This window comes from Leifsonia sp. NPDC056824, from assembly GCF_042789575.1.
In the GTDB taxonomy this organism is placed as follows: Bacteria; Actinomycetota; Actinomycetes; order Actinomycetales; family Microbacteriaceae; genus Leifsonia.
This window is the reverse complement of sequence record NZ_JBHUAV010000004.1, coordinates 188,501-213,864: the sequence shown is the minus strand read 5'-3', so window position 1 is coordinate 213,864 and position 25,364 is coordinate 188,501. Positions and strand designations below refer to the sequence as shown.

28 protein-coding genes are annotated in these 25,364 nt (G+C 71.6%); 16 read left to right on the top strand and 12 right to left on the bottom strand.

What is annotated here, in order from left to right:
- The first annotated feature begins 27 nt into the window (after window positions 1-27).
- Genes ACFRFH_RS16315 through ACFRFH_RS16305 form a run of 3 tightly spaced genes read left to right on the top strand, consistent with a single transcriptional unit; the run spans window position 28 to window position 2,683 of the window.
- Complete coding sequence (locus tag ACFRFH_RS16315) at window positions 28-507, top strand: hypothetical protein (protein WP_382464040.1); 480 nt, start codon at window positions 28-30, stop codon at window positions 505-507.
- Entirely contained in the window at window positions 504-1,448 is a 945-nt protein-coding gene (locus ACFRFH_RS16310) for a bifunctional riboflavin kinase/FAD synthetase (protein ID WP_382464039.1), read from the top strand. The genes ACFRFH_RS16315 and ACFRFH_RS16310 overlap by 4 nt, the downstream gene beginning before the upstream one ends.
- A complete protein-coding gene (locus ACFRFH_RS16305) occupies window positions 1,445-2,683 on the top strand; it encodes an MFS transporter (RefSeq protein WP_382464038.1) in 1,239 nt (412 codons plus the stop codon). The genes ACFRFH_RS16310 and ACFRFH_RS16305 overlap by 4 nt, the downstream gene beginning before the upstream one ends.
- Before the next feature lie 15 nt (window positions 2,684-2,698).
- Here the strand turns inward: ACFRFH_RS16305 and ACFRFH_RS16300 are convergent, their stop codons facing one another.
- Together ACFRFH_RS16300 and ACFRFH_RS16295 are read right to left on the bottom strand one after the other, a co-directional pair.
- Window positions 2,699-3,010, bottom strand: a complete 312-nt coding sequence (locus tag ACFRFH_RS16300; RefSeq protein ID WP_382464037.1) for a pyrophosphatase — start codon at window positions 3,008-3,010, stop codon at window positions 2,699-2,701.
- A gap of 25 nt (window positions 3,011-3,035) precedes the next feature.
- Window positions 3,036-3,995 carry an ROK family protein gene (locus ACFRFH_RS16295; protein ID WP_382464036.1) on the bottom strand — a complete coding sequence of 320 codons (960 nt, stop codon included), beginning with the start codon at window positions 3,993-3,995 and terminating at the stop codon, window positions 3,036-3,038.
- Between the two features lie 80 nt (window positions 3,996-4,075).
- Here ACFRFH_RS16295 and ACFRFH_RS16290 point away from each other — a divergent pair, with 80 nt between their 5' ends.
- The 5 genes from ACFRFH_RS16290 to ACFRFH_RS16270 are packed head-to-tail and all read left to right on the top strand — an operon-like array spanning window position 4,076 to window position 9,131.
- Window positions 4,076-5,047 (top strand): sugar-binding transcriptional regulator, encoded by a 972-nt coding sequence (locus tag ACFRFH_RS16290; protein WP_382464035.1) that lies wholly within the window; start codon window positions 4,076-4,078, stop codon window positions 5,045-5,047.
- Window positions 5,044-6,084, top strand: coding sequence for a deoxyribose-phosphate aldolase (deoC, locus tag ACFRFH_RS16285; RefSeq protein ID WP_382464034.1), 1,041 nt, complete (start codon window positions 5,044-5,046; stop codon window positions 6,082-6,084). The genes ACFRFH_RS16290 and deoC overlap by 4 nt, the downstream gene beginning before the upstream one ends.
- Window positions 6,085-6,101: 17 nt before the next feature.
- Window positions 6,102-7,637, top strand: coding sequence for an aldehyde dehydrogenase family protein (locus ACFRFH_RS16280; RefSeq protein WP_382464033.1), 1,536 nt, complete (start codon window positions 6,102-6,104; stop codon window positions 7,635-7,637).
- On the top strand, window positions 7,634-8,494 hold the full coding sequence (locus ACFRFH_RS16275) for an aldehyde dehydrogenase family protein (RefSeq protein ID WP_382464032.1): 861 nt from the start codon (window positions 7,634-7,636) through the stop codon (window positions 8,492-8,494). Before ACFRFH_RS16280 ends, ACFRFH_RS16275 begins: the two co-directional genes overlap by 4 nt.
- Before the next feature lie 43 nt (window positions 8,495-8,537).
- Window positions 8,538-9,131: an SGNH/GDSL hydrolase family protein gene (locus tag ACFRFH_RS16270; protein ID WP_382464031.1), complete on the top strand. Its 594-nt coding sequence runs from the start codon at window positions 8,538-8,540 to the stop codon at window positions 9,129-9,131.
- 9 nt (window positions 9,132-9,140) lie between these two features.
- Here ACFRFH_RS16270 and ACFRFH_RS16265 read toward each other — a convergent pair whose 3' ends face one another.
- The 3 genes from ACFRFH_RS16265 to ACFRFH_RS16255 all read right to left on the bottom strand — a co-directional run bounded on the left by ACFRFH_RS16265 (window position 9,141) and on the right by ACFRFH_RS16255 (window position 11,288).
- Complete coding sequence (locus ACFRFH_RS16265; protein WP_382464179.1) at window positions 9,141-10,415, bottom strand: M20/M25/M40 family metallo-hydrolase; 1,275 nt, start codon at window positions 10,413-10,415, stop codon at window positions 9,141-9,143.
- A 65-nt stretch (window positions 10,416-10,480) separates the two neighbouring features.
- Window positions 10,481-11,008, bottom strand: coding sequence for an O-acetyl-ADP-ribose deacetylase (locus ACFRFH_RS16260; protein ID WP_382464030.1), 528 nt, complete (start codon window positions 11,006-11,008; stop codon window positions 10,481-10,483).
- A 1-nt stretch (window position 11,009) separates the two neighbouring features.
- The gene (locus ACFRFH_RS16255) at window positions 11,010-11,288 is read right to left on the bottom strand and encodes a metal-sensitive transcriptional regulator (protein ID WP_382464029.1); all 279 of its coding nucleotides are present in this window, start codon (window positions 11,286-11,288) and stop codon (window positions 11,010-11,012) included.
- Window positions 11,289-11,440: 152 nt separating this feature from the next.
- On the opposite strand from ACFRFH_RS16255, the gene ACFRFH_RS16250 reads away from it, so the two are divergent.
- From ACFRFH_RS16250 to ACFRFH_RS16240, 3 genes are all read left to right on the top strand, one after another.
- Complete coding sequence (locus ACFRFH_RS16250; RefSeq protein WP_382464028.1) at window positions 11,441-11,869, top strand: RbsD/FucU domain-containing protein; 429 nt, start codon at window positions 11,441-11,443, stop codon at window positions 11,867-11,869.
- Between the two features lie 111 nt (window positions 11,870-11,980).
- The gene (locus tag ACFRFH_RS16245) at window positions 11,981-12,316 is read left to right on the top strand and encodes a DUF6804 family protein (RefSeq protein ID WP_382464027.1); all 336 of its coding nucleotides are present in this window, start codon (window positions 11,981-11,983) and stop codon (window positions 12,314-12,316) included.
- 170 nt (window positions 12,317-12,486) lie between these two features.
- Window positions 12,487-14,691, top strand: coding sequence for a DEAD/DEAH box helicase (locus ACFRFH_RS16240; protein ID WP_382464026.1), 2,205 nt, complete (start codon window positions 12,487-12,489; stop codon window positions 14,689-14,691).
- Window positions 14,692-14,694: 3 nt separating this feature from the next.
- Here ACFRFH_RS16240 and ACFRFH_RS16235 read toward each other — a convergent pair whose 3' ends face one another.
- Both ACFRFH_RS16235 and ACFRFH_RS16230 read right to left on the bottom strand, forming a co-directional pair.
- Window positions 14,695-14,886 (bottom strand): hypothetical protein, encoded by a 192-nt coding sequence (locus ACFRFH_RS16235; RefSeq protein WP_382460278.1) that lies wholly within the window; start codon window positions 14,884-14,886, stop codon window positions 14,695-14,697.
- Window positions 14,887-14,943: 57 nt separating this feature from the next.
- Window positions 14,944-15,339 carry a DUF3224 domain-containing protein gene (locus tag ACFRFH_RS16230; RefSeq protein ID WP_382464025.1) on the bottom strand — a complete coding sequence of 132 codons (396 nt, stop codon included), beginning with the start codon at window positions 15,337-15,339 and terminating at the stop codon, window positions 14,944-14,946.
- A gap of 76 nt (window positions 15,340-15,415) precedes the next feature.
- Between ACFRFH_RS16230 and ACFRFH_RS16225 the strand changes: the two genes are divergently transcribed.
- The 3 genes from ACFRFH_RS16225 (at window position 15,416) to ACFRFH_RS16215 (ending at window position 18,136) form a co-directional block, all read left to right on the top strand.
- Entirely contained in the window at window positions 15,416-16,036 is a 621-nt protein-coding gene (locus tag ACFRFH_RS16225; protein ID WP_382464024.1) for a CYTH domain-containing protein, read from the top strand.
- A gap of 80 nt (window positions 16,037-16,116) precedes the next feature.
- A complete protein-coding gene (locus ACFRFH_RS16220) occupies window positions 16,117-17,145 on the top strand; it encodes a 6-phosphofructokinase (protein WP_382464023.1) in 1,029 nt (342 codons plus the stop codon).
- 64 nt (window positions 17,146-17,209) lie between these two features.
- The gene (locus tag ACFRFH_RS16215; protein WP_382464022.1) at window positions 17,210-18,136 is read left to right on the top strand and encodes an NADP-dependent oxidoreductase; all 927 of its coding nucleotides are present in this window, start codon (window positions 17,210-17,212) and stop codon (window positions 18,134-18,136) included.
- Between the two features lie 70 nt (window positions 18,137-18,206).
- Here ACFRFH_RS16215 and ACFRFH_RS16210 read toward each other — a convergent pair whose 3' ends face one another.
- Complete coding sequence (locus ACFRFH_RS16210) at window positions 18,207-19,499, bottom strand: alpha/beta hydrolase (protein ID WP_382464021.1); 1,293 nt, start codon at window positions 19,497-19,499, stop codon at window positions 18,207-18,209.
- A 137-nt stretch (window positions 19,500-19,636) separates the two neighbouring features.
- Here ACFRFH_RS16210 and ACFRFH_RS16205 point away from each other — a divergent pair, with 137 nt between their 5' ends.
- Window positions 19,637-20,044: a hypothetical protein gene (locus ACFRFH_RS16205; protein ID WP_382464020.1), complete on the top strand. Its 408-nt coding sequence runs from the start codon at window positions 19,637-19,639 to the stop codon at window positions 20,042-20,044.
- A gap of 62 nt (window positions 20,045-20,106) precedes the next feature.
- Here the strand turns inward: ACFRFH_RS16205 and ACFRFH_RS16200 are convergent, their stop codons facing one another.
- Together ACFRFH_RS16200 and ACFRFH_RS16195 are read right to left on the bottom strand one after the other, a co-directional pair.
- A complete protein-coding gene (locus ACFRFH_RS16200) occupies window positions 20,107-21,429 on the bottom strand; it encodes an alpha-hydroxy-acid oxidizing protein (RefSeq protein WP_382464019.1) in 1,323 nt (440 codons plus the stop codon).
- Window positions 21,430-21,533: 104 nt separating this feature from the next.
- Complete coding sequence (locus tag ACFRFH_RS16195) at window positions 21,534-22,223, bottom strand: LysR family substrate-binding domain-containing protein (protein WP_382464018.1); 690 nt, start codon at window positions 22,221-22,223, stop codon at window positions 21,534-21,536.
- A 53-nt stretch (window positions 22,224-22,276) separates the two neighbouring features.
- On the opposite strand from ACFRFH_RS16195, the gene ACFRFH_RS16190 reads away from it, so the two are divergent.
- On the top strand, window positions 22,277-22,663 hold the full coding sequence (locus ACFRFH_RS16190; protein ID WP_382464017.1) for a DUF5997 family protein: 387 nt from the start codon (window positions 22,277-22,279) through the stop codon (window positions 22,661-22,663).
- 3 nt (window positions 22,664-22,666) lie between these two features.
- On the opposite strand, the gene ACFRFH_RS16185 is transcribed toward ACFRFH_RS16190, so the two are convergent.
- Together ACFRFH_RS16185 and ACFRFH_RS16180 are read right to left on the bottom strand one after the other, a co-directional pair.
- On the bottom strand, window positions 22,667-23,080 hold the full coding sequence (locus tag ACFRFH_RS16185) for a DUF1622 domain-containing protein (protein ID WP_382464016.1): 414 nt from the start codon (window positions 23,078-23,080) through the stop codon (window positions 22,667-22,669).
- A gap of 77 nt (window positions 23,081-23,157) precedes the next feature.
- Entirely contained in the window at window positions 23,158-25,044 is a 1,887-nt protein-coding gene (locus ACFRFH_RS16180) for an amino acid transporter (protein WP_382464178.1), read from the bottom strand.
- Window positions 25,045-25,364: the final 320 nt, after the last annotated feature.

Sequence of the window (25,364 nt, the reverse complement as noted above, 5' to 3'; positions counted from 1 at the left end):
TCGGCGCGCGCGAATAGAATCGTTACGATGTCCCACCACACCATGTCCGCCCGTGAGCAGAGCGGTGACGAGTCGCCGAAGCGCCGCATCACCGGCATCGGCCGCGTCCTCGTGTTCGTCTACGGCGTGCTGGCGCTCGCCGCGACCGGCCGCAGCGTCTTCCAGATCATCGACCGCTTCCACGAGGCGCCGGTCGCCTTCACGCTGTCCGCGCTCTCGGCCGCCGTCTACATCGTCGCGACCATCGCGCTCGTCGCGCCCGGGCGGGTCTGGTACCGGGTGGCGTGGATCACGATCACCTTCGAGCTGGTGGGCGTGCTCGTGATCGGGACGCTCAGCCTGTTCGCGCCGGCGACGCTCGGCCTCCACGACATCGACCCGTTCGGGCGCGACGCGACCGTATGGTCCGTGTACGGCATGGGCTACCTGTTCATCCCGCTGGCCCTGCCGATCCTGGGTCTGCTCTACTTGTCGAAGCACAAGCCGGTCGACGGGGCGCGTTCATGAGGGTGTTCGGGTCGGTCGCGGAGATCCCGGACGGCTTCGGGCCGAGTGCGGTCACCATCGGCAAGTTCGACGGCGTGCACACCGGCCATCGCGCGGTGATCGAGCGGCTGCGCGTGGTCGCAGCCGAGCGCGGGCTGACGTCGGCAGTCATCACCTTCGACCGCAACCCGCTGGAGCTGCTCGCCCCGGACAAGTGCCCCGCGTCGCTGGTGAGCAACCGGCAGAAGCTGGAGCTGCTGGCCGAGACCGGGATCGACGCGACGCTCATGGTCGCCTTCGACCGCGCGCTCGCGGACCTGCCCCCCGAGGAGTTCGTCCGCCACATCCTGGTCGACCGGCTGCACGCCGCCGCCGTGCTGATCGGCAGCGACTTCCGATTCGGCGCGCGCGGGGCCGGCGACGTGACGCTGCTGCGCGAGCTGGGGGAGCGCCACGGCTTCACCGTCGAGCTGATCGACGACGTGCGGCCCGAGCACGGCCGCCGGGTGTCCTCCACCTGGATCCGGGAGCTGCTGGCCGCCGGCGACGTCGGTCACGCGGCCGAGCTGCTCGGCACCGTCCCGACCGTGCGCGGGATCGTCGTGCACGGCGCTGCGCGCGGACGCGAGCTCGGCTTCCCGACCGCGAACCTGTCGCCGGAGTCGGAGGGCCTCATCCCGGCGGACGGCGTCTACGCCGGCTGGCTGACCGACGACGACGGCACCCGGTATCCCGCCGCCATCTCGGTCGGCAACAACCCGACCTTCGAGGGCGTGCCGCAGAAGCAGGTGGAGGCGTACGTGCTCGACCGCGAGCTCGACCTCTACGGTCACACGGTCGACGTGGCGTTCTCCGAGCGCATCCGCGGCATGGTCGCGTACGCCGGGATCGAGCCGCTGATCGCGCAGATCGCTGCCGACGTGGAGCAGGCCCGCCGCATCCTGACGGTCGAGCCCGCGTGAGCGAGGCCGCGCAGGACACCGCCTCGCCAGCCGCGGCGCCGCGCCCGCTCTGGCACGGCCGGGCGGTCGCGCTGCTCGGCATCCTGCTGGTCGCCGCGAACCTGCGCACGGCGGTCGCCGCTCTGTCGCCGATCTTCGCGGAGATCCGGGTCGAGTTCCCGGTCTCGAGCGTCGGCGTGGGCCTGCTCGGCATGTTGCCGCCGGTCTGCTTCGCATTGTTCGGGCTCCTCGCGCCGACGTTCACCCGGCGGGTGTCGCTGGAGGCGGTGCTGCTGATCGCGCTCGGTGTGATGCTGGCCGGGCACCTCCTGCGCGCGACGGCCGGGTCGTTCGTCATGCTCGCGGTCGGGTCGGCGGTCACGTTCGCGGGGATGGGCGTCGGCAACGTGCTGCTGCCGCCGTTGGTGAAGCGCTACTTCCCCGACCGGATCGGCCTGGTGACGGCGCTCTACGCGACCGTGATGTCGGTCAGCACGCTGCTGCCGCCGCTGGTCGCCGTGCCGGTGGCGGACGCGGCAGGCTGGCACGTCTCGGTCGGGATGTGGGCGCTGGTCAGCGTGCTGGCGATCGTGCCGTGGCTGCGCATCCTCATCACCCATCGTCCGGCGCATCCCGCGCACGACGTGGAGGTCGAAGGGTCCGACCATTCGATGACCCGCCGGATCTGGCGCTCCGGGCTGGCCTGGGCGATGGCGGTGGTGTTCGCGGTGTCAAGCCTCAACGCGTACGCGATGTTCGCGTGGCTGCCGCAGCTCGTGCACGACGTCGCGGGGACGCCGCCGGCGGAGGCGGGCGCGCTGCTGTCGATCTACGCAGGGATGGGCATCCCGGCCGGTCTGCTGGTCCCGCTGCTCGCCGCCCGGATGAAGAACGTCTCGCTGCTGATCTACGCCGGCGTCGCGTTCTTCATCGCGGGCTACGCCGGGCTGGTGTTCGCCCCGGCGACGGCGACCTGGCTGTGGGTGGCGTTCGCCGGCCTCGGCCCGCTGCTGTTCCCGCTGAGCCTGGTGCTGATCAACGTGCGCACACGCACCCACGCCGGCTCGGTCGCGCTGAGCGGGTTCACGCAGGGCCTCGGCTACACCCTCGGCGCGCTCGGCCCGCTGGTGGTCGGCATCCTGCACCAGACGACGGGCGGCTGGACCGTGCCGCTCGTGGTCCTCACGGCGACCGCGCTGGCTGCCGCGGCGGCAGGCGCCGTCGTGGCGCGGCCGGTGCCGCTCGAAGACCGCTGAGGCGTGCTGCGGCGATCAGCGGGATGGTTTCCACACGAGCCACTTGCGCTCGACCTCCGCGCTGAGGTCGACGTCGAATCGCTCGGCGAGCAGGAGGGCGTGTGCGAGAACATCGGCCAGCTCCGCCCGGAAGTCACCATCGAGCTCGTCCGGAGAACGTCCCTTGTCGCGCGACTGCCCTGACCGCGCGAGAAATGCCTGGGTCAGCTCCCCGACCTCTTCATTGAGCTTCAACATGAACCAGTCATCGGTGCGAACGATGTCGTGGCGCTCGGCGTAGTACGCGGATACCGTCTCGACGTCGCGCTGCAGGGTCTCGATGTCCATGGATCGCAATCCTCAGCAACGCACTCTAGGCGCGCGGGTTCGCCGGAAGCATCGCGCTGCGGTGGATGAGCGCGGCAGCCCCGATCAGCGGTCCCTCCGACGAGAGGGCGCTCGGGACGATCCGCACCTTGCGCACGAACGGGAAGTAGTGCGCCTCGATCACCGCGCGCATGTGCGTGAAGAGGTCGGGGGTGGAGTGCGAGAAGCCGCCGCCGATCGCGACCAGCTCCAGGTCGAGCAGCGCCGTCGCGGAGGCGATGGCGTGGCCGACGGCGCGGCCGGTGCGGGTGATCGCGGCGACGGCGATCTCGTCGCCCGCCGTGTACGCTGCGGCGAGCTCCTCGCCCGTCTCTCCGGTGAAGCCCTGGCGGCGTGCCCAGGCGACGGTGTGCGGGCCGGAGGCGATGGCCTCGAGCGCGTACGGCGCGCCGAAGGTGTCCTCGCCCCGGGTGTCGCCGACCTCGACGTGCCCGATGTGCCCGGCGTTGCCGGTCGGGCCGGTGATGACCCGGCCGTCGACGATGAGGCCGCCGCCGATGCCGGTCGAGATGACCATGCCCATGACGTTGTCGACGCCCTGGGCAGCGCCCACCCAGTGCTCGGCCATCGTGATCGCGACCCCGTCCATCTCCAGCGTCACCGGCACGTCGAGTCCGGCGGAGGCCACCACGGAGGCGATGAAGTCGCGGAGCGGGTAGTCGCGCCAGTCCGGCACGTTCAGAGGCGAGACCAGGCCGCGCTTGCGGTCGATCGGGCCGGCGCAACCGATGCCGACGCCGACGACGGTCGCGCCTTCCGGCAGCGCGGCGAGCGTGTCGCGCACGACACCGCCGACCGAGGCCTCCAGGTCGGCGACCGTCGCCGTGCGGCCGGTCGGGAGGCGGTGGCGGGAGCCGGGGAGGAGGACGCCGTCCGCGTCCACGAGGGCGGCTTCGACCTTGGTTCCGCCGAAGTCGACGGCGAGTGCGAGGGGAGTGGCAGACACGACCCAACGATAAACGAAACTGCACCCGCTCATTTGAGCAATCAACGCGCAACCGTTGCACCCCGTCCTAACATGGACGCGTGGCCCTGAACGATACCGACGAGATCCTCGCCGTCAAAGCCGCAGAGCTGTACTACGAAGCCGGCAAGACCCAGGACGAGATCGGCGTCGCCCTCAACGTCTCCCGGTGGAAGGTCGGCCGGCTCCTGGTGGCGGCGCGCGAGCACGGCTTCGTGCGCATCGAGATCGTGCACCCGAGCGCCAGGAAGTTCTCGCTGGAGCGCGAGCTGTGCGGCTTCTACGGACTGGAGGACGCGGTCGTCGTGCCCTCCGCGGAGTCCGACTCCGACTCCCAGGCCCGCGTTGCCCAGGCCGCGGCCGACTACCTCACGACCCTGCGCCCGGTCCCGCGCACCCTCGGGGTGAGCTGGGGCCGCACCCTGCACGCCGTCGCCGCGCGGCTGCGCCCGGGCTGGGCGGTCGGCGTGAACCCCGTCCAGATCAACGGCAGCGTGTCCAGCACCCGGCAGGCCACCGCCGCCGCGGACACCGCGGTCGTGATGGCCCGCAAGGCCCAGGGCACCGCGACGCTGCTGCCGAGCCCGGCGATCTTCGAGCACGCGGCCACCCGCCGCGCGATCGAGGCCGACCGGTCCGTGCAGTCCGTGCTGGAGCTCGCGCGCGGCGCGAACGCGTACCTGTTCAGCGCCGGCGTGGTCGACACCAGCTCGGTGCACGTCGACTCCGGCTACCTGTCGTCGGAGGACGTGCTCGCGCTGGCCGCGAAGGGCGCGGTCGGCGACGTCGTCGGCCGCTTCATCGACGACGAGGGCCAGGTCGCCGACCCCGAACTGGACAGCCGCACGCTCGGCCTCACCCTCGACGAGCTGCGCAACGCGGGCACCTCCATCGCCGTCATCGCGGGGGAGGCCAAGCACGGCATCGCCCACGCCGTCGTCGCCAGCGGGCTGTGCACCGTCCTGATCACCGACGAGTCGACCGCCAACGACCTCCTCGGCCGCGCGCCGAACATGAGAAAGCAGACGTCATGACCATCGAAACGACACCGCCCGTGCGCACGCTCGCGCCGGCGGCCCGCGCCGTCGAGGTGCTGGGCGGCGACCTCACCGAGGGCTCGCTCCGGCGCTACCTCGGCGGCATCCCCGGCGTGGACGCCGTCGGACTGGAGCAGCGCGCTGCCGGCCTCGGCACCCGCTCCATCAAGACCACCAGCAAGGCCTGGGCGCTCGACAAGATCATCGAACTGATCGACCTGACCACGCTCGAGGGCGCCGACACGCCCGGCAAGGTGCGCTCGCTCGTCGCCAAGGCGCTCACGCCCGACCCGAGCGACCTGACCGCCCCGCGGCCCGCCGCGGTGTGCGTGTACGGCGACATGGTCCCCTACGCGGTGCAGGCGCTCGGCGCCGCCCACGCCGGCCGTGTGCTCCGCGAGACCGGGCAGACCGGCGGCATCAACGTCGCCGCCGTCGCCACGGCGTTCCCGAGCGGCCGGGCCTCCCTCGCCGTCAAGCTCGCCGACACCGCCGACGCGGTCGCGGCCGGCGCGGACGAGATCGACATGGTCATCGACCGCGGAGCGTTCCTCTCCGGCCGCTACGGCCTCGTGTTCGACGAGATCGTGGCCGTCAAGGAGGCCTGCCGCCGCGACGACGGCAGCTACGCCCACCTCAAGGTCATCCTGGAGACCGGCGAGCTGAACACCTACGACAACGTGCGGCGCGCGTCCTGGCTGAGCATCCTCGCCGGCGCGGACTTCATCAAGACCTCCACCGGCAAGGTGTCGCCCGCCGCGACCCTCCCGGTGACGCTGCTGATGCTGGAGGTCGTGCGCGACTGGCACAACCTGACCGGCGAGGAGATCGGCGTGAAGCCGGCGGGCGGCATCCGCTCGTCGAAGGACGCCATCAAGTACCTCGTGACGGTCGCCGAGACCGTCGGCGAGCGCTGGCTGCAGCCGCACCTGTTCCGGTTCGGCGCCTCCAGCCTCCTCAACGACGTGCTGCTGCAGCGCCAGAAGCTGAGCACCGGGCACTACTCCGGCGCCGACTACGTGACGATCGACTGAGACGGGACGACAACACCATGAGCTTCCTCGAGTACGCCCCGGCCCCCGAGTCGCGCGCGATCCTCAACCTGCGCGACCAGTACGGGCTCTTCATCGACGGCGAGTTCGTCGACGGGCACGGAACGCCGTTCCAGACCATCTCCCCGGCGACGGAGGAGCGCATCGCGACCATCGCGACCGCGGACTCCGCCGACGTCGACCGCGCCGTCGTCGCCGCGCGCCGCGCCTACGACCGGGTCTGGTCCCGGATGAGCGGCAGCGACCGCGGCAAGTACCTCTTCCGCATCGCCCGCCTCATCCAGGAGCGCGCCCGCGAGCTGGCCGTCGCCGAGAGCCTCGACAACGGCAAGCCGATCAAGGAGAGCCGCGACGTCGACGTGCCCCTGGTCGCCGCCTGGTTCTTCTACTACGCCGGCTGGGCCGACAAGCTGGAGCACGCCGGCCTCGGCCCCGCGCCCCGGGCGCTCGGCGTCGCCGCCCAGGTCATCCCGTGGAACTTCCCGCTGCTCATGCTGGCGTGGAAGATCGCCCCGGCCCTCGCGGCGGGCAACACGGTCGTCCTCAAGCCCGCGGAGACGACCCCGCTGACCGCGCTGCTGTTCGCCGAGATCGTGCAGCAGGCCGACCTCCCGGCCGGCGTCGTCAACATCGTCACCGGCGCCGGGGAGACCGGCCGCGAGCTGGTCGCGCACCCGGACGTCAACAAGGTGGCCTTCACCGGCTCCACCGCCGTCGGTCGCGAGATCGCGCGCTCGGTGGCCGGCACCGACAAGAAGCTGACACTGGAGCTCGGCGGCAAGGCCGCGAACATCGTCTTCGACGACGCGCCGATCGACCAGGCCATCGAGGGCATCGTCAACGGCATCTTCTTCAACCAGGGCCACGTCTGCTGCGCGGGCAGCCGCCTGCTGGTGCAGGAGAGCGTGCACGACGAGGTCGTGGACCGTCTGAAGCGCCGCCTCTCGACGCTGCGCCTCGGCGACCCGCTCGACAAGAACACCGACATCGGAGCGATCAACAGCGCCGAGCAGCTCCAGCGCATCCGCGAGCTCTCCGACATCGGGGAGGCCGAGGGCGCCGACCGCTGGACGGCCGAGTGCGCCATCCCGGAGAACGGCTTCTGGTTCGCGCCGACCATCTTCGACAACGTGTCGACCAGCCACCGGATCGCCCGCGAGGAGATCTTCGGGCCGGTGCTGTCGGTGCTCACCTTCCGCACCCCGGCCGAGGCCATCGCCAAGGCGAACAACACGCCGTACGGCCTCTCCGCGGGCATCTGGACGGACAAGGGCAGCCGCATCCTGGCCGTCGCCGACCAGCTCCGCGCCGGCGTGATCTGGGCGAACACCTTCAACCGGTTCGACCCGGCCAGCCCGTTCGGCGGCTACAAGGAGTCCGGTTACGGCCGCGAGGGCGGCAGGAACGGCCTCGGCGCCTACCTGGTGCCCGGCCGGTCGGCGCCCGCCTCGCGGTCCCTGCCTAGCGCGCGTTCGGCGGTCACCGCATCGCGTACCTCCACCCGCACCACGACCCGCAAGGGAGCGACGAAATGAGCCGCCTGGCCGTGCCGAAGACCTACAAGCTCTACATCGGCGGGAAGTTCCCGCGCTCCGAGTCCGGCCGCACGTACGAGGTCGTCTCCGCGAAGGGCGGGTTCCTGGCGAACGCCGCCAAGGCCTCCCGCAAGGACGCCCGCGACGCCGTCGTCGCCGCGCGCGGCGCGGTCTCCGGCTGGGCCGGCGCGACCGCGTACAACCGCGGCCAGGTGCTCTACCGGATCGCCGAGCTGATGGAGGGCCGCCGGGCCCAGTTCGTGGACGAGATCCAGCACGCCGAGGGCGTCTCCGCCGCCGTCGCCGGCGCGCAGGTGGACGAGGCGATCGACCGCTGGGTCTGGTACGCCGGCTGGGCCGACAAGTTCGTCCAGGTGGCGGGCAACGCCAACCCGGTCGCCGGCCCGTACTTCAACATCTCGGTGCCGGAGCCGACCGGTGTGGTCGCGATCGTGGCCCCGCAGGACTCCAGTCTGCTCGGCTTCGTCAGCGCCATCGCCCCCGCCCTGGTCGCCGGCAACACGGTCGTCGTCGTGGCGAGCGAGCGGTTCCCGCTGTCGGCCATCAGCCTGAGCGAGGTGCTCGCGACGAGCGACGTGCCCGGCGGCGTGGTCAACATCCTCACCGGCTCGCCGGCGGAGATCGCCCCGTGGCTGGCCTCGCACGCCGACGTCAACGCGCTCGACCTGGTCGGCGCGGGAGCGCTGGAGTGGGTGGACCTGCAGATCGCCGCGGCGGACACGCTCAAGCGCGTCCTCGCCCCGGAGAACGGGCCCGACGCCGCCGCGCCGTCGCTCGACCGGATCGCGTTCTTCACCGAGACGAAGACGGTCTGGCACACCAAGTCGCTCCTTTAGCGGCGCTCTTCCCGCCTCCCTCCTTGTGAGGGAGGATGGGAGGATGAGCGACGGGTGGGGATCTGGGCACGGCACTCTCGTCCTGGTCGGCGACAGCCTGACCCAGGGCGGCGACTGGGAGTCCTGGATGCCCGGCGAGGAGATCGTCAACCTCGGCGTCGCGGGCGACACCTCCGATGACGTGGTCGCCCGCCTGAACGACGTGGTGGAGGCCGGCCCCGCGCTCGTCGCGCTCCTCATCGGGACCAACGACCTCGCCTGGCGCCGGTCGGTCGAGCACGTCGTCCGCAACGTGGAGACCATCCTGGTCACGCTCCGCAAGGAGCTGCCGGAGGTGCGCATCCTGGTGCAGTCGGTGATGCCGCGCGGCCACGAGTTCGCCGACCAGATCCGCGACATCAACCGTCACCTGTGGCAGTTCGCCCCGACCGTCCACGCCGCCTGGCTCGACCTCTGGCCGGCGATGGCGCTGGAGGACGGCGAGCTGAACCCGGCGTACACGGACGACCGCCTCCACCTCAACGCGGAGGGCTACCGGGCGTGGCTGGGGGAGCTGGTGCCCGGGTTGGAGCGGGCGCGGCAGCTGCCGCCGAACAGCCGGGCGATCCAGTTGCCGGATCTGGGCGGGGCGGTGTAGGGCCGCCGGCTACCTTCCCCGCAGCACCGCTTCGTAGAACCGGATGCCCCGCAGCCAGGTCGCGACGTGGATGCGCTCGTTCCTGGCGTGCAGCGTTCCGCGCTCCTCCGCGCTCATCTCGAACGGCGTGAACCGGTAGACGGCGTCGCTGATCGCGGTGAAGTGCCGGCCGTCGCTCGCGGCGAGCATGATGTACGGCGTCACCACCGCATCCGGGTGCACGGCCGCGATGCTGCCGGCCACCGCCTCCCACTCCTTGCCGGAGGTGGGGGACACCGGGGACGGCTCCGCAGGGTCGATCGTCTCGATGCGCACGAGCGGGTCGTGGATGGCGCGGCGGAGGTGGGCGACGGTCTCGGCGACGCTCGACCCGACCGCGATGCGCACGTTGAGCACCGCCGTCGCGGTCTCCGGCAGCGCGTTCGCGGCGAGGCTGCCGCTGAGCTGCGTGACCGCGGTCGTCGTGCGGACCATCGCGCGCGTCTCGTCGCTCAGCCGGCCGAGCACCGGCACCAGGGCCGGCTTCAGCCGCCTGGCGCGTGTGAACACCGCGCGGAGCGGGCCGGTCGCGTGCGCGCCGAGCGTCTCCACCATCTGGAGGTTCGTCTCGGTGAGGCGCGCGGGGAACGGCCTGGCGTTCAGCCGGGTGATCGCGCGCGCGAGCCGCACGGTCGCCGTCAGCTTCGGCGGGGTGGAGGCGTGGCCGCCGAGCTGCTCGACCGTCAGCCGCACGCTCGTGATGCCCTTCTCGCTGACCCCGACGACGGCGATGGGCTTGGTCACGCCGGGGAAGACGCCCTCCACGACGGCGCCGCCTTCGTCCAGCACCAGGGCCGGCCGCACGCCGCGCTCGGCGAGGGCGGCGACGATGGCCTGCGCGCCGGAGCCGACCGTCTCCTCGTCGTGGCCGAAGCTGAGGTACACGTCCGCCGCCGGGGTGTGGCCGGCGGCGACCAGGGCCTCCACCGCCTCCAGGATGGCGACGAGCGCGCCTTTGTCGTCCAGCGTCCCGCGGCTCCACAGCACGCGGTCGTCGCCGGATCCGGTGAGCTCCGCGCCGAAGGGCGGGTGCTCCCAGCCCTCGTCGGTGGCGGGGACGACGTCGTAGTGCGCCATCAGGACGGTGGGGGCGCCGTCGCCCGCGCCGCGCCAGCGGTAGAGCAGCGAGTGGCCGAGCTGCTCGCGTTCGAGCACCGCGTGCAGGCGCGGGTACAGCTCCGGCAGCGCCGCGACGAACGCGTCGAACGCCGCCCAGTCGGTCTCCTCGACCGGGTTGCGGGACATGGTCGGTATGCGCAAGAGCGTGCGGAACCGCTCGACGGCAGCGTCGCCGAGGTGGGCGGCGTCGCTCACTCGCCGGCCGCCGTGCGGAACGCCGCCAGCGCGTCGTCGTTGAACAGCACGAAGCGCACCAGTTCGACCGAGCCGACGCCGGAGGACAGCACGGCGCGCACGGTGCTGACCGCGATCCGCGCCGCGTCGTCCATCGGCCAGCCGTAGACGCCGGCGGACACGGCCGGGAAGGCGACCGTCGCGGCGCCGAGCTCGCGGGCGACCCGCAGCGACGACCGGTAGGCGTTCTGCAGGTCGGGGGTGCGGTCCTCGTGCTGCGCCCAGACCGGGCCGACCGTGTGGATGACCCACTGCGCAGGGAGGTCTCCCGCGGTCGTCGCGACGGAGTGACCCGTCGGCAGGCCGTCGGGCAGGGCGGTGGCGCGCAGCTCGCGGCAGGCGGCGAGGATGGCGGGGCCGCCGCGGCGGTGGATGGCGCCGTCGACGCCGCCTCCGCCGAGGAGCGAGCTGTTGGCGGCGTTGACGACCGCGTCCACGGCCTGCTCGGTGATGTCGCCGCGGACGATCTCGATGGGATCCGCCACGTCAGCCCCGGTTGTTGGAGAGCTCGTACACCTTCAGGAGCTCGAGGATGGCGTCGTCGCGCTGGTCCCCGCCCTCCTCGAACATCGTGGTGATGTGCGTCTTCAGGTGGTTCTCGACGAGCAGCTTGTTGAGCGAGCCGAGGGACTTCTGGATGGCGAGCGATTGGGTGATGATATCGACGCAGTAGTCCTCGTTCTCGATCATCTTCTCGAGGCCGCGCAGCTGCCCCTCGAGGATGCGCGTGCGGTGCAGCGCCCTCTTCTTGATGTCTGCGATCACGGGACCAAGGATACCGCGGAAAGCGGATACCCCGGCGAGGTATGCGGAAGCCGGAGTGCACCCCCTAACGGGGGGGTGTGAGAGGACATACCGCCGGGTCTATCCTCCCAACAGGGGTTGAGAAATATTCGTTTTACAGGAAAGGCCCGACTTTGCTGAAGAACCTCAGCCCGCTGCTGTCCGGTGCGCTCTTGAGCGCTCTCGACGCCATGCACGATGGCGACACGCTTACCCTTGTCGGCAGCGGCTATCCCGAAGAAGCACTCACCGCGCCCGTCGTCCTCCTCGGGGAGGACGTCACCACCGAAGCGGCCGCCGAGGCCATCCTCAGCGTGTTCCCGCTCGACACCGCAGACCCGTCGCCCATCGTGTTCCTCGACCTCGCAGGAGAGCCATACGAAGTCCCCGACGTCGCCTTCGCCGTCAACGGCATCGCTTCGGACGCGGAACTGCGCCGCATCCCGATGAGCCGGCTCGACCTCGAGCCGTTCGTCGCCCTCGCCCGCAACTCCGCCGTCATCGTCCGTGTGGGATCGGACGCGCCGCCGTGCGCGTTCCTGTTCCGCAGGGGCACACTCTGAACGACCGGCACCAGCAGCCGTCCGCGCCCCGGGGATGAGGTCTCGTCCCAGGGGCGCGGACCGTTCGGGGCCCGGCCGGTCGTGCCGTGCCTGGTCGCTTAGAGTTGGACGGTGCCATACACCCCGCAGTCGCCCGCCTACAACCGCGCCGCTCTGGCGCCCGGCATCCTCGGCGCGCTGGTGCTGCTCTTCGGGCTCGCGTTCGTGGACTGGTACACCTACGTGGAGTACGCGGTCTGCATCCTCGCGCTCATCCTGTGCGTGTTCTCCTGGCAGGCGAAGCGCCGGTGGTGGCTGGCCGGGCTGATCCCGATCGCCGTGCTCTGGAACCCGATCTTCCCGGTCCCGGGACTCACCCCGGTGCTGCCGTTGCTGAGCCTCGCGGCGGCCGCCGTCTTCGTCTCCGCTGGGCTTCTGATCAAGATTCCGGCCGACACACGCCGCTGATCCGTCGAGATACGGTAAAATGACGGTTGCACGGCAGTTCTGCGCCGTGCGCCCGGCGTTCTGCGATGCTCGGTCGGACCACTCGGTTCCGTTCCCCGCCGCCGCGCCGGCCCTCACGCCATAACGGCGTCGCGTCCGCTGTCAGCGCGCGGCGCCTCCACTGGAGGACCATGTCTCGTTCGGGTCAGCGCACGTCGCAACAGCGCATGTCGGGCCAAGGCGCGTCTCAGCGCGCCTCGTCGCGGCCGCAGCAGCAGCAGCGCCGCAACCGCCACGCCAACAACGACGGGCTCATCCCCGTCCTCGCGCGCAAGGTGCGCGAGGTGGAGGCGAAGGCCGCCGACGGCAAGAAGCTCGGCCCGACGAACCGCACCAAGTTCCAGGTCATCGCGTTCCTCATGCGCGAGGAGCGCGCCCGCGCCAAGGCCGACACGGAGCTGAGCGACGCCGCACGCGCGGAGCAGCTCAAGCGGCTCGACGGCATCGCCACCATCCTGGCGAAGACCGCGGCCCGCGACACCTCGCTCATCGCGCTGCTGGAGAGCGCGGCCCCGCCCACGGCGACGGCGCAGAAGATCCGGCGCGACTGGCTGCTGGAGTCCGGCACGGAGCTCAGCCCCGACGATCTCATCATCACCACCGAGCGGGTGATCGCGCCGGAGAGCATCATCCCGCCGGAGCTCGCCGAGAAGCAGGTCGTGCCCGCCTCGGTCAAGGCTCGCCAGCTCTCCAACCCGTTCCTCGCCCCCGACTTCAGCAAGAGCGCCGCCGCCGCCCCCGCGCCGCGCCGCCGCCTCGACTCGTGGGAGCTGCTCGGCCCGCTCTTCAAGTCGTTCGAGTACGGCGCCGGAGGCCAGGCCGCGAGCATGGAGCTCCCGCCCGCCCCGAAGATCGACCGCTACTCCCCGCAGGGGCTGGAGCTCATGCACCACCAGTCGCGCTTCATCGAGAGCGTGCGCCAGGGCCACCGCCGCTTCCTGCTCGCCGACGAGCCCGGACTCGGCAAGACCGCCCAGTCGGTGCTCGGCGCGTCCGTCGCCGGCGCCTTCCCGCTGCTCGCGGTCGTCCCGAACGTGGTCAAGATGAACTGGGCGCGCGAGGTCGAGCGCTGGACGCCGCACCGCCGCGCCACCGTCATCCACGGCGACGGCCAGGGCCTCGACGCCTTCGCCGACGTCGTCATCGTCAACTACGAGGTGCTCGACCGGCACCTGTCCTGGCTGCGCACGCTCGGCTTCCAGGGCATGGTCGTCGACGAGGCGCACTTCATCAAGAACCTGCACTCGCAGCGTTCCCGGCTCGTGCTCGGCCTGGCCGAGGCGATCCGCGAGAAGGCGGCGGACCCGCTGCTCATCGCGCTCACCGGAACGCCGCTGATCAACGACATCGACGACTTCAAGGCGATCTGGCAGTTCCTCGGCTGGATCGACGGCAACAAGCCGACCGCCGAGCTGATGGAGAGCCTGGAGGAGACCGGCCTCACCCCGGCCGACTTCGGCTTCTACGCCGCCGCGCGCGAGTCGGTCATCGACCTGGGCATCGTCCGCCGCCGCAAGGTGGATGTGGCCGCCGACCTCCCGAGCCGGCGCGTGGTCGACCTGCCGGTGGAGCTGGACGGCGACCTCGGCCGCTCGATCATGCAGGCCGAGAAAGAGCTGGCCGCGCGGCTGGTCGCCAAGTTCAACCGTGCCGCCGCCGCGGGCCGTCCCGACTCGTTCGACGGCGACGACGAGGCGCACCGCAAGCACCTCATCCGGCTGGTCGCGCAGTCCGAGCTGGAGGAGGCGAAGTCGGCCAAGACCGGCGACAACGTCTTCACGATGGTCAGGAAGATCGGCCAGGCGAAGGCCGGGCTGGCCTCCGACTACACCGCGCAGCTCGCCCGCTCGGTCGGCAAGGTGGTGTTCTTCGCCAAGCACATCGACGTCATGGACGCGGCGGAGGAGGCCTTCGCCGCCCGCGACCTGAAGACCATCTCCATCCGCGGCGACCAGACCGCGCTCGCCCGGCAGAAGGAGATCGACGCCTTCAACAACGACCCGGAGGTCGCGGTCGCTGTCTGCTCGCTCACCGCGGCGGGTGTCGGGCTCAACCTGCAGGCCGCGTCGAACGTCGTGCTCGCCGAGCTGTCCTGGACGGCCGCCGAGCAGACGCAGGCGATCGACCGCGTGCACCGCATCGGCCAGGACGAGCCGGTCACGGCGTGGCGGATCATCGCCGCGCAGACCATCGACTCCAAGATCGCGGAGCTGATCGACTCCAAGCAGGGCCTCGCGGCCCGCGCGCTCGACGGCAGCGACGTGGAGATCGGCTCGACCGACTCGGTGCAGCTCGACGCCATCATCAACCTGCTCGAGGAGGCGCTGGAGGCGTAGCCGTCAGGCGATCTCGGCGTCGTCCGGGTCGAGCGGCACCGGGCGCTCGTCGTCGGGAAGGATCCGGTCGTCGTCCTCGTCGTCGTCCACCGGCAGGTCGTCTTCGTCGCGGATGACGTCGGCAGGCTCGTAGTCGCCCTCCTGCGCCTCGAGGAAGTCGTCGTCGTCCTCTCTGGTGCGGTCCGTCTCGCTCATGCCACGAGGGTACCGCGCTGGCCGAATGTGCACGAGAGTGGTTCGCGACGGCCCGGCTCAGCCCAGGTCGAACTCGAAGTAGGCGCCGCGGTCGTCGTGCCGGATGCGCGCCGGGCCGCTGACGCCGGCGAAGTCGTCCGTCCCCGTGCCGGGGACGATGTAGCCGAACGCCGACGGGTCGTCCGGGTGCTGAAGCGCGCCGTGGTGGACCGTGAACGAGCCGGAGCGGCCGTCCGGCAGCGTCCCGGTGATCCGCTCGGCCGCGAGGTAGCCGCGGCCGCCCACCTCCGTGCCCGAGGAGACGAAGTGCGCGACCGACGCGCCGACCAGGCCCTCCGTGTACGTCTTGCGCATCGCCACCGCGCCCAGCCAGTCGCCCGCGATGCCGGGCAGCTCCTCCGGGTCCCAGCCGGTGACGTCGAAGCGGGCGGTGACGATGGTGGTGTTGTCCATGCCCGGAGCCTAAACGCGTGCGCCCGCGCACCGCTTGCAATTTCGCGACAGCGCCGAAGTGGACTAAACAGGGGACATGGCGCAGCACCATACCCAGCTCGAGATCGAGCGCAAGTACGACGTGGACGGCGACCTCCGCCCACCCCAGCTCGTCGGCGTCGGGGCGATCGCCGTCGAGAGCGAGCCGGAGACCGCGGAACTGGTGGCGACCTACTTCGACACGGCCGAACTGCGGCTCGCCCGGCAGCGCGTCGCGGTGCGCGCGCGGCGCGGCGGCTCCGACGAGGGCTGGCACGTCAAGCTGCCGCCGACCGGCGAGGGGCGCCCGGAGCTGCACTGGCCGCTCGGCGACGGCGTCGAGCCGCCGGCGGACCTGCGCGAGGTCATCCGCGAGCAGCTCGGCGACGGAGTCCTGATCCCGGTCGCGCGCGTGACGAACAGCCGCGACACCACCCTCCTCAAGGACGCGGCGGGCTTCGAGCTCGCCGAGCTGTGCGACGACCACGTCCGCGGCGAGAACCTGCAGACCGGCGCGAGCGACGCCTGGCGGGAGTGGGAGGTCGAGCTGCTCAGCGGCGCCCCCGACTCGCGCGAGCGCCGCACCGCGCTCCTCGACGGCATCGAGGCGGAGCTCCTGGCGGCGGGAGCCCGGCCCTCCGCGAGCTCGTCCAAGCTCCAGCGCGCGCTCGGCCTCTGAGCGGCTCGGAGCGCCGGGATTTTGGTGCTCAGGTACACCTCGGGCATGATGCTCAAGGGCGCAACGAGAAAGAGAGCAGCATGAAGATCGGCATCCTCACCAGTGGCGGCGACTGTCCAGGACTGAACGCGGTCATCCGCGGCGCCGTCCTCAAGGGCGACCGCGTGTACGGGTCCGAGTTCGCCGGCTTCCGCTACGGCTGGCGCGGCGTGGTCGACGGCGACATCATGCCGCTCGACCGGCACAGCGTCCGCGGCCTCTCGCGCCAGGGCGGGACCATCCTCGGCTCCAGCCGCACGAACCCGTTCGAGGGCGACAAGGGCGGCCCGGAGAACATCCAGCGGATGATGGACGAGAACGGCATCGACGCGATCATCGCGATCGGCGGAGAGGGCACCCTGACCGCCGCCCGCCGCCTCACCGACGCGGGCCTGAAGATCGTCGGCGTGCCGAAGACCATCGACAACGACCTCGCCGCCACCGACTACTCCTTCGGCTTCGACACCGCGGTGGAGATCGCCACAGAGGCCATCGACCGCCTCCGCACCACCGCCGAGTCGCACCAGCGCTGCATGGTCGTGGAGGTCATGGGCCGCCACGTCGGCTGGATCGCCCTGCACTCCGGCATGGCCGGCGGCGCGCACGCCATCCTCATCCCGGAGCAGCCCAAGTCCATCGAGCAGATCGTGGAGTGGGTCGAGTCGGTCCGCGACCGCGGCCGCGCTCCGGTGATCGTGGTCTCCGAGGGCTTCCACCTCGACACGATGGAGGAGGCGCACTCGCACAAGGGCCTCGACGCCTTCAACCGTCCGCGCCTCGGCGGGATCGGCGAGATGCTGGCCCCGATGATCGAGGAGCGCACCGGCATCGAGTCGCGTGCGTCGGTGCTCGGTCACATGCAGCGCGGCGGCGTCCCCAGTGCCTACGACCGGGTGCTCGCGACCCGGCTCGGCATGGCGGCGGTCGACGCCGCCTACGAGGGCCGCTGGGGCTCGATGGTGTCGCTGCGCGGCACCGATGTCGTGAACGTGTCGATCGCCGACGCGACCGGCGGCCTCAAGACGGTGCCGCCGGCGCGGTACGAGGAGGCGGAGCTGCTCTTCGGCTGACCGCCCCTCCCTTCCCGCGAGCAGCGGGGTTAGGCTCCACCGTATGAGCGGAAGGAGCCCGACCGTGCCCAGATTCGTCCAGCTCGAGGAGTTCGGCTCGCGCGAGTTCCTCCACCTCGTCGGGCGGGAGCGACCGTGGCCGGGGCCAGGACAGGTTCTGGTGCGGGTGATGGCCGCCGGCCTCAACCCGATGGACTACAAGGCGTACCGCAGCGAGCGGGCGGCCGCCCGGATGGGCGTGACCCTGCCGAGCGGGATGGGCCAGGACTTCGCCGGCTTCGTGGAGGAGCGCGGTGAGGGCGCCGTGCGCTTCGGGCTCGGCCAGGCCGTGCTCGGCACCGCCCCGTTCGCCGCGCTCGCGGATTTCGTCGTGGTCGCCGAGGACGGGCAGATCGTCGAGAAGCCCGACCCGCTCACCTTCGAGGTGGCCGGGTCGCTCGGCGTGGTCGGGCGCACCGCGATGGCGACGGCGGCCTCCCTCGACCTCGGCGAGGCCGACACGGTTCTGGTGAGCGCGGCCGCCGGCGGGGTCGGGGTGCTCGCGGCGCAGCTCGCGATCCGGTGCGGCGCGACCGTCATCGGCACGGCGAGCGAGGAGAACCACGAGTTCCTGGAGACGCTGGGCATCATCCCCGTGGCCTACGGGGAGGGCCTGGCCGACCGGGTGCGGGAGGTCCTGGACGACGGGCAGCGGGTGACGGCCGTGCTTGACAACCACGGCCCGGACACCGTCGACGCCGCGATCGAGCTCGGCGTCCCTCCGGAGCGGATCAACACGATCGCCGCGTTCGGCCCGGCCGCCCGCGGCGCTCGGACCGTCGGCGGCCGCACGGCGGGCAACGCCGAGCTGGCCGAGCTCGCCGACCTCCTCGCGCAGAACGAGCTGGTGCTGCCGATCGACTCGATCTTCCCGATCGAGCGCACCGTCGAGGCCTACGGGCGGCTGGAGACCGGTCACGTCCGCGGCAAGATCGTGATCGTCACCGACTGACCGGCGAGTCGCCGCGCGCGGATCAGCCGGGCTTCTGGAGCCCCAGCGTCGCGAACAGCCGCGCGCCGACTCAGCCCGGCTTCTGCAGCCCCAGTGTGGCGAACAGCAGCGGGAGTCCGCCGTTCAGTCCGCCCATCAGCGCGCCCATGCCGTGGCCTCCGGACGGCAGGTCGATGAAGGTGCTGGCGACCCCGGCGCGCTGCGCGGCCCGCAGCTCCACCTGCGCCACCCGGTGGTAGCCGGGATCATCGCGGCAGGCGGTGAAGATCATGCTGCCCGGGAACGCCCCGGGCAGCAGCCGGTTGAGCGGCTTCGCGCGGTCGTAGGCGGCCTGGTCGCCGTGGAAGATCTCGCTCAGCGTGACGGTCGGGTGCTCGGCGCCGGGGTATTCCTCGCCGGAGATGTCGAGCACGTTCGCGAACAGCTCGGGATGGTCGATGCCGAACGACAACCCGCACAGGCCGCCGTTCGAGTATCCGGCGATCGACCAGAACCGGTGGTCGTGCGTGATCGGGAGGTGCCGGGTCGCCCAGTCCGTGACGTCCCTGGTGATGTAGGTCGCCGCGTTGCCGTACCGCGTCGTGTCCAGGCACAGGGTGTCCGGCATCCCGGCGCCGAGCTGGTCGGCGACGATGACGACGGGGGCGAGCCCGTGATGCTGGGCGGCCAGAGCGTTCAGCACCGACGCGATCGGCTCCGGGTCCGGATTGCCGGGCTGGCCCATCATCATCACGACGAGCGGCAGTGCGGGCGGATGCGCCACCAGGGCGGCGGGAGGCAGGTAGACGCCGGCCTCCCTGGCGTGGAATCCGCTGATCGTCCCCTCGATGTGCGCCGTGCCCGTCCTGCCTTTGAGCGGCATGTCGGCCGGCGCCTTCCAGTGCTTCCAGAGCGCGACGTCGTAGGCCGTGCTCTGCGGGGCGAGCGGCTTGGCCTTGATCGGGTTGGGGATCGTGATGGCGAGGACGTTGCCGACCGTGCGGTCGAGACCGTAGTTGAGGTTGATGCCCAGGGCCGCCGCGAGGACGAAGGCCGGCACGGCGACGATGGCCACGGCGGTACGCCAGCGCGGCGCGCGGCCGATGCTGGCCACGGAGAGCGCCAGACCGCAGAACACCGCGGCCACCCAGAGGTAGTTGCCGGCGCCGAGGGACTCGCCGAACAGGTTCAGCCAGCGGATGCACACCAGCCAGGCGATGACTGCGCCCAGGAGGCCGATCGCGCCGGCCAGGCCGAGCCGGCGCAGCAGCGCGAGCGACGGACGGCGCGCCAGCAGGGCGACCAGCAGCGCGGCGGCGGCGGCGAACACCAGGAACGGGACCGGGCCGCCGAGCACATCGATCGAGAGCAGTGCGTCAAACACGGCGCGCCGGCGGGATTCCCATACGAGCAATCTATGGCCGAGAATCGAACGAACGGTGAACGAGGCCAGGGAACCGGGGCGTATTCTCGGGCCGCGCCCCCGAACTGGGGGTGATCCGTCAACGGAGAGGAGCAGCCATGATCGACGAGGACACCGCGCGTCTGCTGCGCGCCGCCGGGCTGCGCTGGCAGCCGGCCTCGGGGGACACCTTCGCCATCGACCGGCCGGGGATGGCGGGCGACCGCTTCACCGTGAGCGAGATGACGATCGAGCCGCACCACTTCGACACCGGCACGATCCTCGGCTTCAACGGCACCACCGAGTGGGCGCTCGACTCGCTCGCCGTCGAGGACGCGCTGTGGATTCCGCGCGAGGACCAGCTGCGGGAGCTGCTGGGCGGCTCCTTCCGCCACCTCGCGCGCACGGCGGACGGCTACCGGGTCACGCTGGAGCTGGAGGGCGTCGAGCGCTTCTTCGAGGAGGAGGACGCCGCGTCCGCCTACGCCCAGGCGCTGCTGTCGCTCATCGCCAGAGCGGTTGCCTAGCGGGCACTGAGCGGTCGCCTAGCGGGCACAGAGCGGTTGCCTAGCAGGCACAGTGCGGTCGCCTAGCCAGTACAGGGCGGTGGCGTAGCCAGCACGGAGCGGTCAAGGTCGGCGACCCTGCTGACGCCGGAGAGTCCCAGCGTGATGTCGAGTTCGGCCAGGAGGTTGCGGAGCAGCTCGCGCACACCGCGCTCGCCGGCCAGCGCGAGCGCGTAGGCGTACGGCCTCCCGACCGCGACGGCTCTGGCGCCGAGCGCGAGCGCGATCACGGCGTCCGCGCCGCCGCGGATGCCGCTGTCGAACAGCACCGGGAGGCGGCCGGCGACCGCGTCGACGACGCCGGGCAGCGCGTCGAGGGCCGCGACCTCGCCGTCGATCTGCCGGCCGCCGTGGGTGGACACCTGCACGCCGTCCACGCCCGCGTCGACGGCGCGGCGGGCGTCGTCGGGGTGCAGGACGCCCTTCAGGACGATCGGGAGGCGGGTGCGCTCGCGCAGGAAGGCGAGGTCGTCCCAGCCGAGCGACGGGTCGGCGAACACGTCGAGGAACGTCTCGACCGCCGCGAGCGGTTCGCCGGAGCGCAGCTTCTCGCGCAGGTCGCCGGGGTGGTGGCGCAGGATGCTCGCGAAGGATGCGACGGCGGCCGGGGTGACGGCCGTGCGCTCGCGCGGACCCGCGCCCGCCATCCGCTCCCGCACCAGCCCGCGGAAGACGGGGTCGCTGGTGTACTGGGCGATGCCGAGGCCGCGGCTGAACGGCAGGTAGCCGAGGTCGAGGTCGCGGGGGCGCCAGCCGAGCACATGCGTGTCGAGGGTGACGACGATGGCGTCGCAGCCGTTGGCCTCCGTCCGGGCGACCAGGCTCGCGACCAGGTCGCGGGACGAGCTCCAGTAGAGCTGGAACCAGCGCGGGGCGCCGGGCCGGACGGCCTCCATCGCTGCGGCCACCGCTTCCATCGGCGCGGACGCCTGGTTGGACAGCACGGCCGGGATGCCGTGCGCGGCGGCTGCGCGCGCGGCGGCCGCGTCGCCGTCGCGCCGGGCGAGCTCGAGCACGCCGATCGGCGCCAGCAGCAGGGGAGTGGGCAGCCGGCGGCCGAACAGTTCGATGGAGAGGTCGCGTTCCGAGACGTCGCGGAGCACGCGCGGGACGATCCTGTGCCGCGCGAACGCGTCCGCGTCGGCCCGGTCGGTGCGCTCCAGCCCGGCGGAGCCGGCGATGTAGGCGAAGGCCGCGCGCGACATCCGCCGGCGCGCCGCCCTCTCCAGCGCGGGGAACGCGACCGGGATGGCCGGCCGGCGCCCGCTCACGCCCGCGCGGTACACGGCGCTCTGCGCCGCCCGCCCGATACTCGTCCCGATGCTGGTCCCGATGCTTGCCGCCATCCGCCCATTCTCCCCACCCAGCGCGCGGCGCGCCCCATCCATCTGACAGGACACGCCGCCTCGCGCGGCGGTGAGACGGCGTGTCCTGTCAGATAGATCGTCGGTCAGCGCTTGGGGCGGGGGCGCTTGCCGGTGGAGCGCTTGGCGGCGGCGGCGCGCTTGGCGCGCTTGGCGTCGCGCGCGGACTGGGTGGCGGCGATCTTCGCGGACTTGGCCGCCTTCGCGTCCCTGACCGAGCGCTCGGCCTCGGTCGCCGCGACGTCCGGGTTGCGCGAGCTGTGCGCGGAGCGGCCGCGCACGATGCCGATGAACTCGTCCACCAGCGGATGCTGACCCTCGCGCGGCCAGGTGAGGCCGACCTGGGAGGTCGGGCCGTCCTCCAGCCGCATCGCCGTCACGTCCTTGCGGCGCAGGGCCTTCGCCACCGACGCGGGCAGCAGGGCGATGCCGTCGCCCTCGGCAACGCGGCGCATGAACGCCTCCGACGGCTCTCCGGTGACCCGGGGCTCGCCGTCGAGGTCGGCGAGGTGCAGCTTCTCCTCCAGGGTCAGCAGATGCTCGTGGTGCATCACGACCACGACGTCCTCCGTGTAGAGCGGGATGAGGTGCCGGTCGTCGTCGGCCGGTGCGTCGCGGGCGAACACCATGTCCGCCTCGCCTGCCGCCAGCACGGCCAGCGGGTCGGCGGACGGCCGCACCACCAGCTCCACGTCGGGCTGCCGCTCGGCGAAGGCGCGCGTCCACTTGCCGATCGTGACACCGAGCGGGAAGGCGAGGGCGAAGCGGGAGGCCATGCACGCCAGGCTACCGTCCGGCCGGACGGCTCGCGGACGATACCCTTGAAGGCATGAAGCCCCAGACCATGAAGGCGGCCACCGCGGCCAAGAAGCTCGGCATCCTGCTGTCGGCCGCGCCGGAGGAGTTCCGCGACCGCGAGATCAGCCGTACCGAGCTCGACGAGCTGACCGCGAACCCGCCCGCCTGGCTGGTCGCCCTCCGTGCCGACGGCCCGCACCCGCGCGACGTCGTCGCCCACAAGCTCGGCGTGAGCAACTCGGGGCTGGCCCGCGCCGGCGTCACCGAGCCGCTCACCACGGCCGAGATCAAGACGCTGCTGGAGGAGAAGCCGGAGTGGCTGGTCGCCGAGCGTGCGACGCAGGCGCAGGTCCACGCCGAGAACGCGCGTGTGAAGCAGCGCAACGCCGAGCGCGCGGCGCGCTCCGAGCGCGACTGAGTCCTACTGGTTCTCCGGCGTCCCCGCTGCGCCGGCTTTCCTGGCCGCGTGCGCCAGCACCTCCGGCCCGGTGACGAAGGCGCGGCGCCAGGGCGCGACGCCGTCGATCTCCACCTGCAGCGAGAAGCTCAGGATGGTGCGGATGAGCACGATGATGCCGAGCACCAGCGCGTCGGTGAGCGTCGGGTTGGACGTGACGGTCTTGATGAGGTCGGCCGCCACCAGCAGCTCCAGGCCCAGCAGGATGACGCCGCCGAAGGACTCGCGCAGCGTGCGGAAGGCGTCCGTGCCGCTGCGCGTGCGCACCCAGACCGCGAGCGCGATCGCGAGCGCCACGACGAAGCCGACCGCCAGGGCGGCGACCCCCGCGAACTCGAAGGCGACCCCGACCGCCGCGAAGACCGCGTGGGTGTCCATGCGCACATGGTGCCACAGGAGTGGCCCGGTGGAGAGAGGCGCGGTGGAGAGGGGCGCGGTGGAGAGAGGCGCAGTGCTCAGGCGACGTGGACGGCCGGCCTCCGTTTGACGTCCTTCTCGGCCTCGCGCAGCACCTCGCGGGTCACCGGGGCGACTTCGCCGACGCCGGTGATGAGGTAGCGGAACATGTTCGAGATCGGGTTGCCTTCCGTCCACTCGAAGTAGATGGTCGGCACCACCCCGGTGATGTCGCGCATCTCCAGCAGGATGGCCGCGATGGTGTTCGGCACGTTGCCGCTCTTCACCCGCAGCACGCGGTAGCCGTACTTGACGACGCCGTGCACGACCAGGTCCTCCTCGAAGTCGGAGGAGTCGGACTTCATGACCTCGAGGAAGATGGTCCGGGAGCGCTGCGGGATGTGGCTGAAGCGGCGCTCGTCCTTGTTCTTCTCCTCGTACTCCTTCGTGGTGTCGACGTCGGGCTCGTGCGAGATGATGCGGATCTCGCCCTCCTCGGCGTCCTCCAGGATGAAGTCGAGCGCCGACACGTCGAACGTGACGCTGGTCGCCCGCACCTGGAACGACCGCCCGACACGCGACACGATCGACACGATCAGGATGCCGATGATGAACAGCGTCGCGATGCGGAGGCCGTCCGGGCGCTCGATGATGTTGTCGATGGTCGTGTAGACGAAGATCGCGGTGATGACCGCGAACACGACCGTGCGCTTCGGCTGCTTCTTGCGCCACGCGGAGAGGCTCACCGCGAGCGATGCGGAGGTGATCAGCACCAGCACGCCGGTGGCGTACGCGCCGCCCTGCGCGTCGACGTTCGCGTCGAAGACGATCGTGATCAGGAAGGCGATCGCGGTGAACACCAGCACGAGCGGACGCACCGCGCGCGCCCACTGCGGCGCCATCCCGTACCGGGGGAGGTAGCGCGGCACCAGGTTGAGCAGGCCGGCCATCGCCGAGGCGCCGGCGAACCACAGGATGAGGATGGTGCTGATGTCGTAGACCGTGCCGAAGCCGTTGCCCAGGTACTCGTGCGCCAGGTACGCCAGCGCACGGCCGTTGGCCGCTCCGCCCGCCTGGAACTCCCGCTGCGGGATGAGCAGCGTCGTCGTGAAGCTCGATGTGATGAGGAACACGCTCATGATGATCGCCGCCGTGGTGAGCAGGCGGTGCGCCCCGCGGATGCGGCCTTCCGGCTGGTTCGGGTCGTCGTCCGGCTTGCCCTTGATCTGCGGCATGACGGCGACGCCGGTCTCGAAGCCGGAGAGGCCGAGCGCGAGCTTCGGGAACACCAGCAGTGCCACGCCGACGATGAGCAGCGGATTGCCGTGCGACACGAAGAGCGCGTTCCACCAGTCGTCGATCAGGGTGGGGTGCGCGAACACCTGGACGATGGAGGTCGTCACCACGACCACGTTGAGCGCGAGGTAGACGGCGACGAGCACGACGGCGATGCCGATCGCCTCCCGGAAGCCCTTGAGGAAGACCGCGCCGAGGAGCGTGACGAGCACCAGCGTGATGATGACGTTGTTGCCGTGGAACCAGGCCGGCGCGAACGGGTTCTCGATCGCGTGCGCCGTCGCGTCGGCCGCGGACAGCGTGATCGTGATCATGAAGTCCGTCGCGGCGAACCCGAGCAGCACGAGGACGAACAGCTTGCCGGCCCACCACGGCAGGAACCGCTCCAGCATCGCGATCGAGCCGGAGCCGCGGAAGCTCTCGCGCGCGACCCTGCGGTAGACGGGGAGGGCGCCCAGCAGCGTCAACGCGACGAGCACCAGCGTGGCGAACGGCGAGACCAGGCCGGCCGCGAGCGCCGCGATGGCGGGCTGGTAGCCGAGGGTGGAGAAGTAGTCGAGGCCGGTGAGGCACATGACCCGCCACCACGAGTGCAGGTGCTCCGGGTTCTGGCCGTGCGGGCCCGTCTGGGTGCCGCGCTCGTCGACCATGCCGCGCAGCAGCCAATGCTTGAACCTGCTGCTGTGCGGCGGCGCCGCGAGCGAGTGCGTCTGCCCGGCGATCGGGACGGGCTCCTTCGGCCGGACCAGACGCGGCGTGCTGCCGCCGAGCTCGGCCGGGGCGGGCTGTGAAGCGGGATCGTCCGCGGCGGCGGGACGGGTGCCCTGCGCCTTGTCACCGGACGGGGTGGTGCTCGACATCGACTGCCCTTCGTTCGCCTTCGTGCTCACTGTACGTTCTGCACGCGAGCGCCCGGAAGACCTTCAGGAAGGTCACTGGCGGCCTCCCCGCGATGCCTGGGCAAGTATAG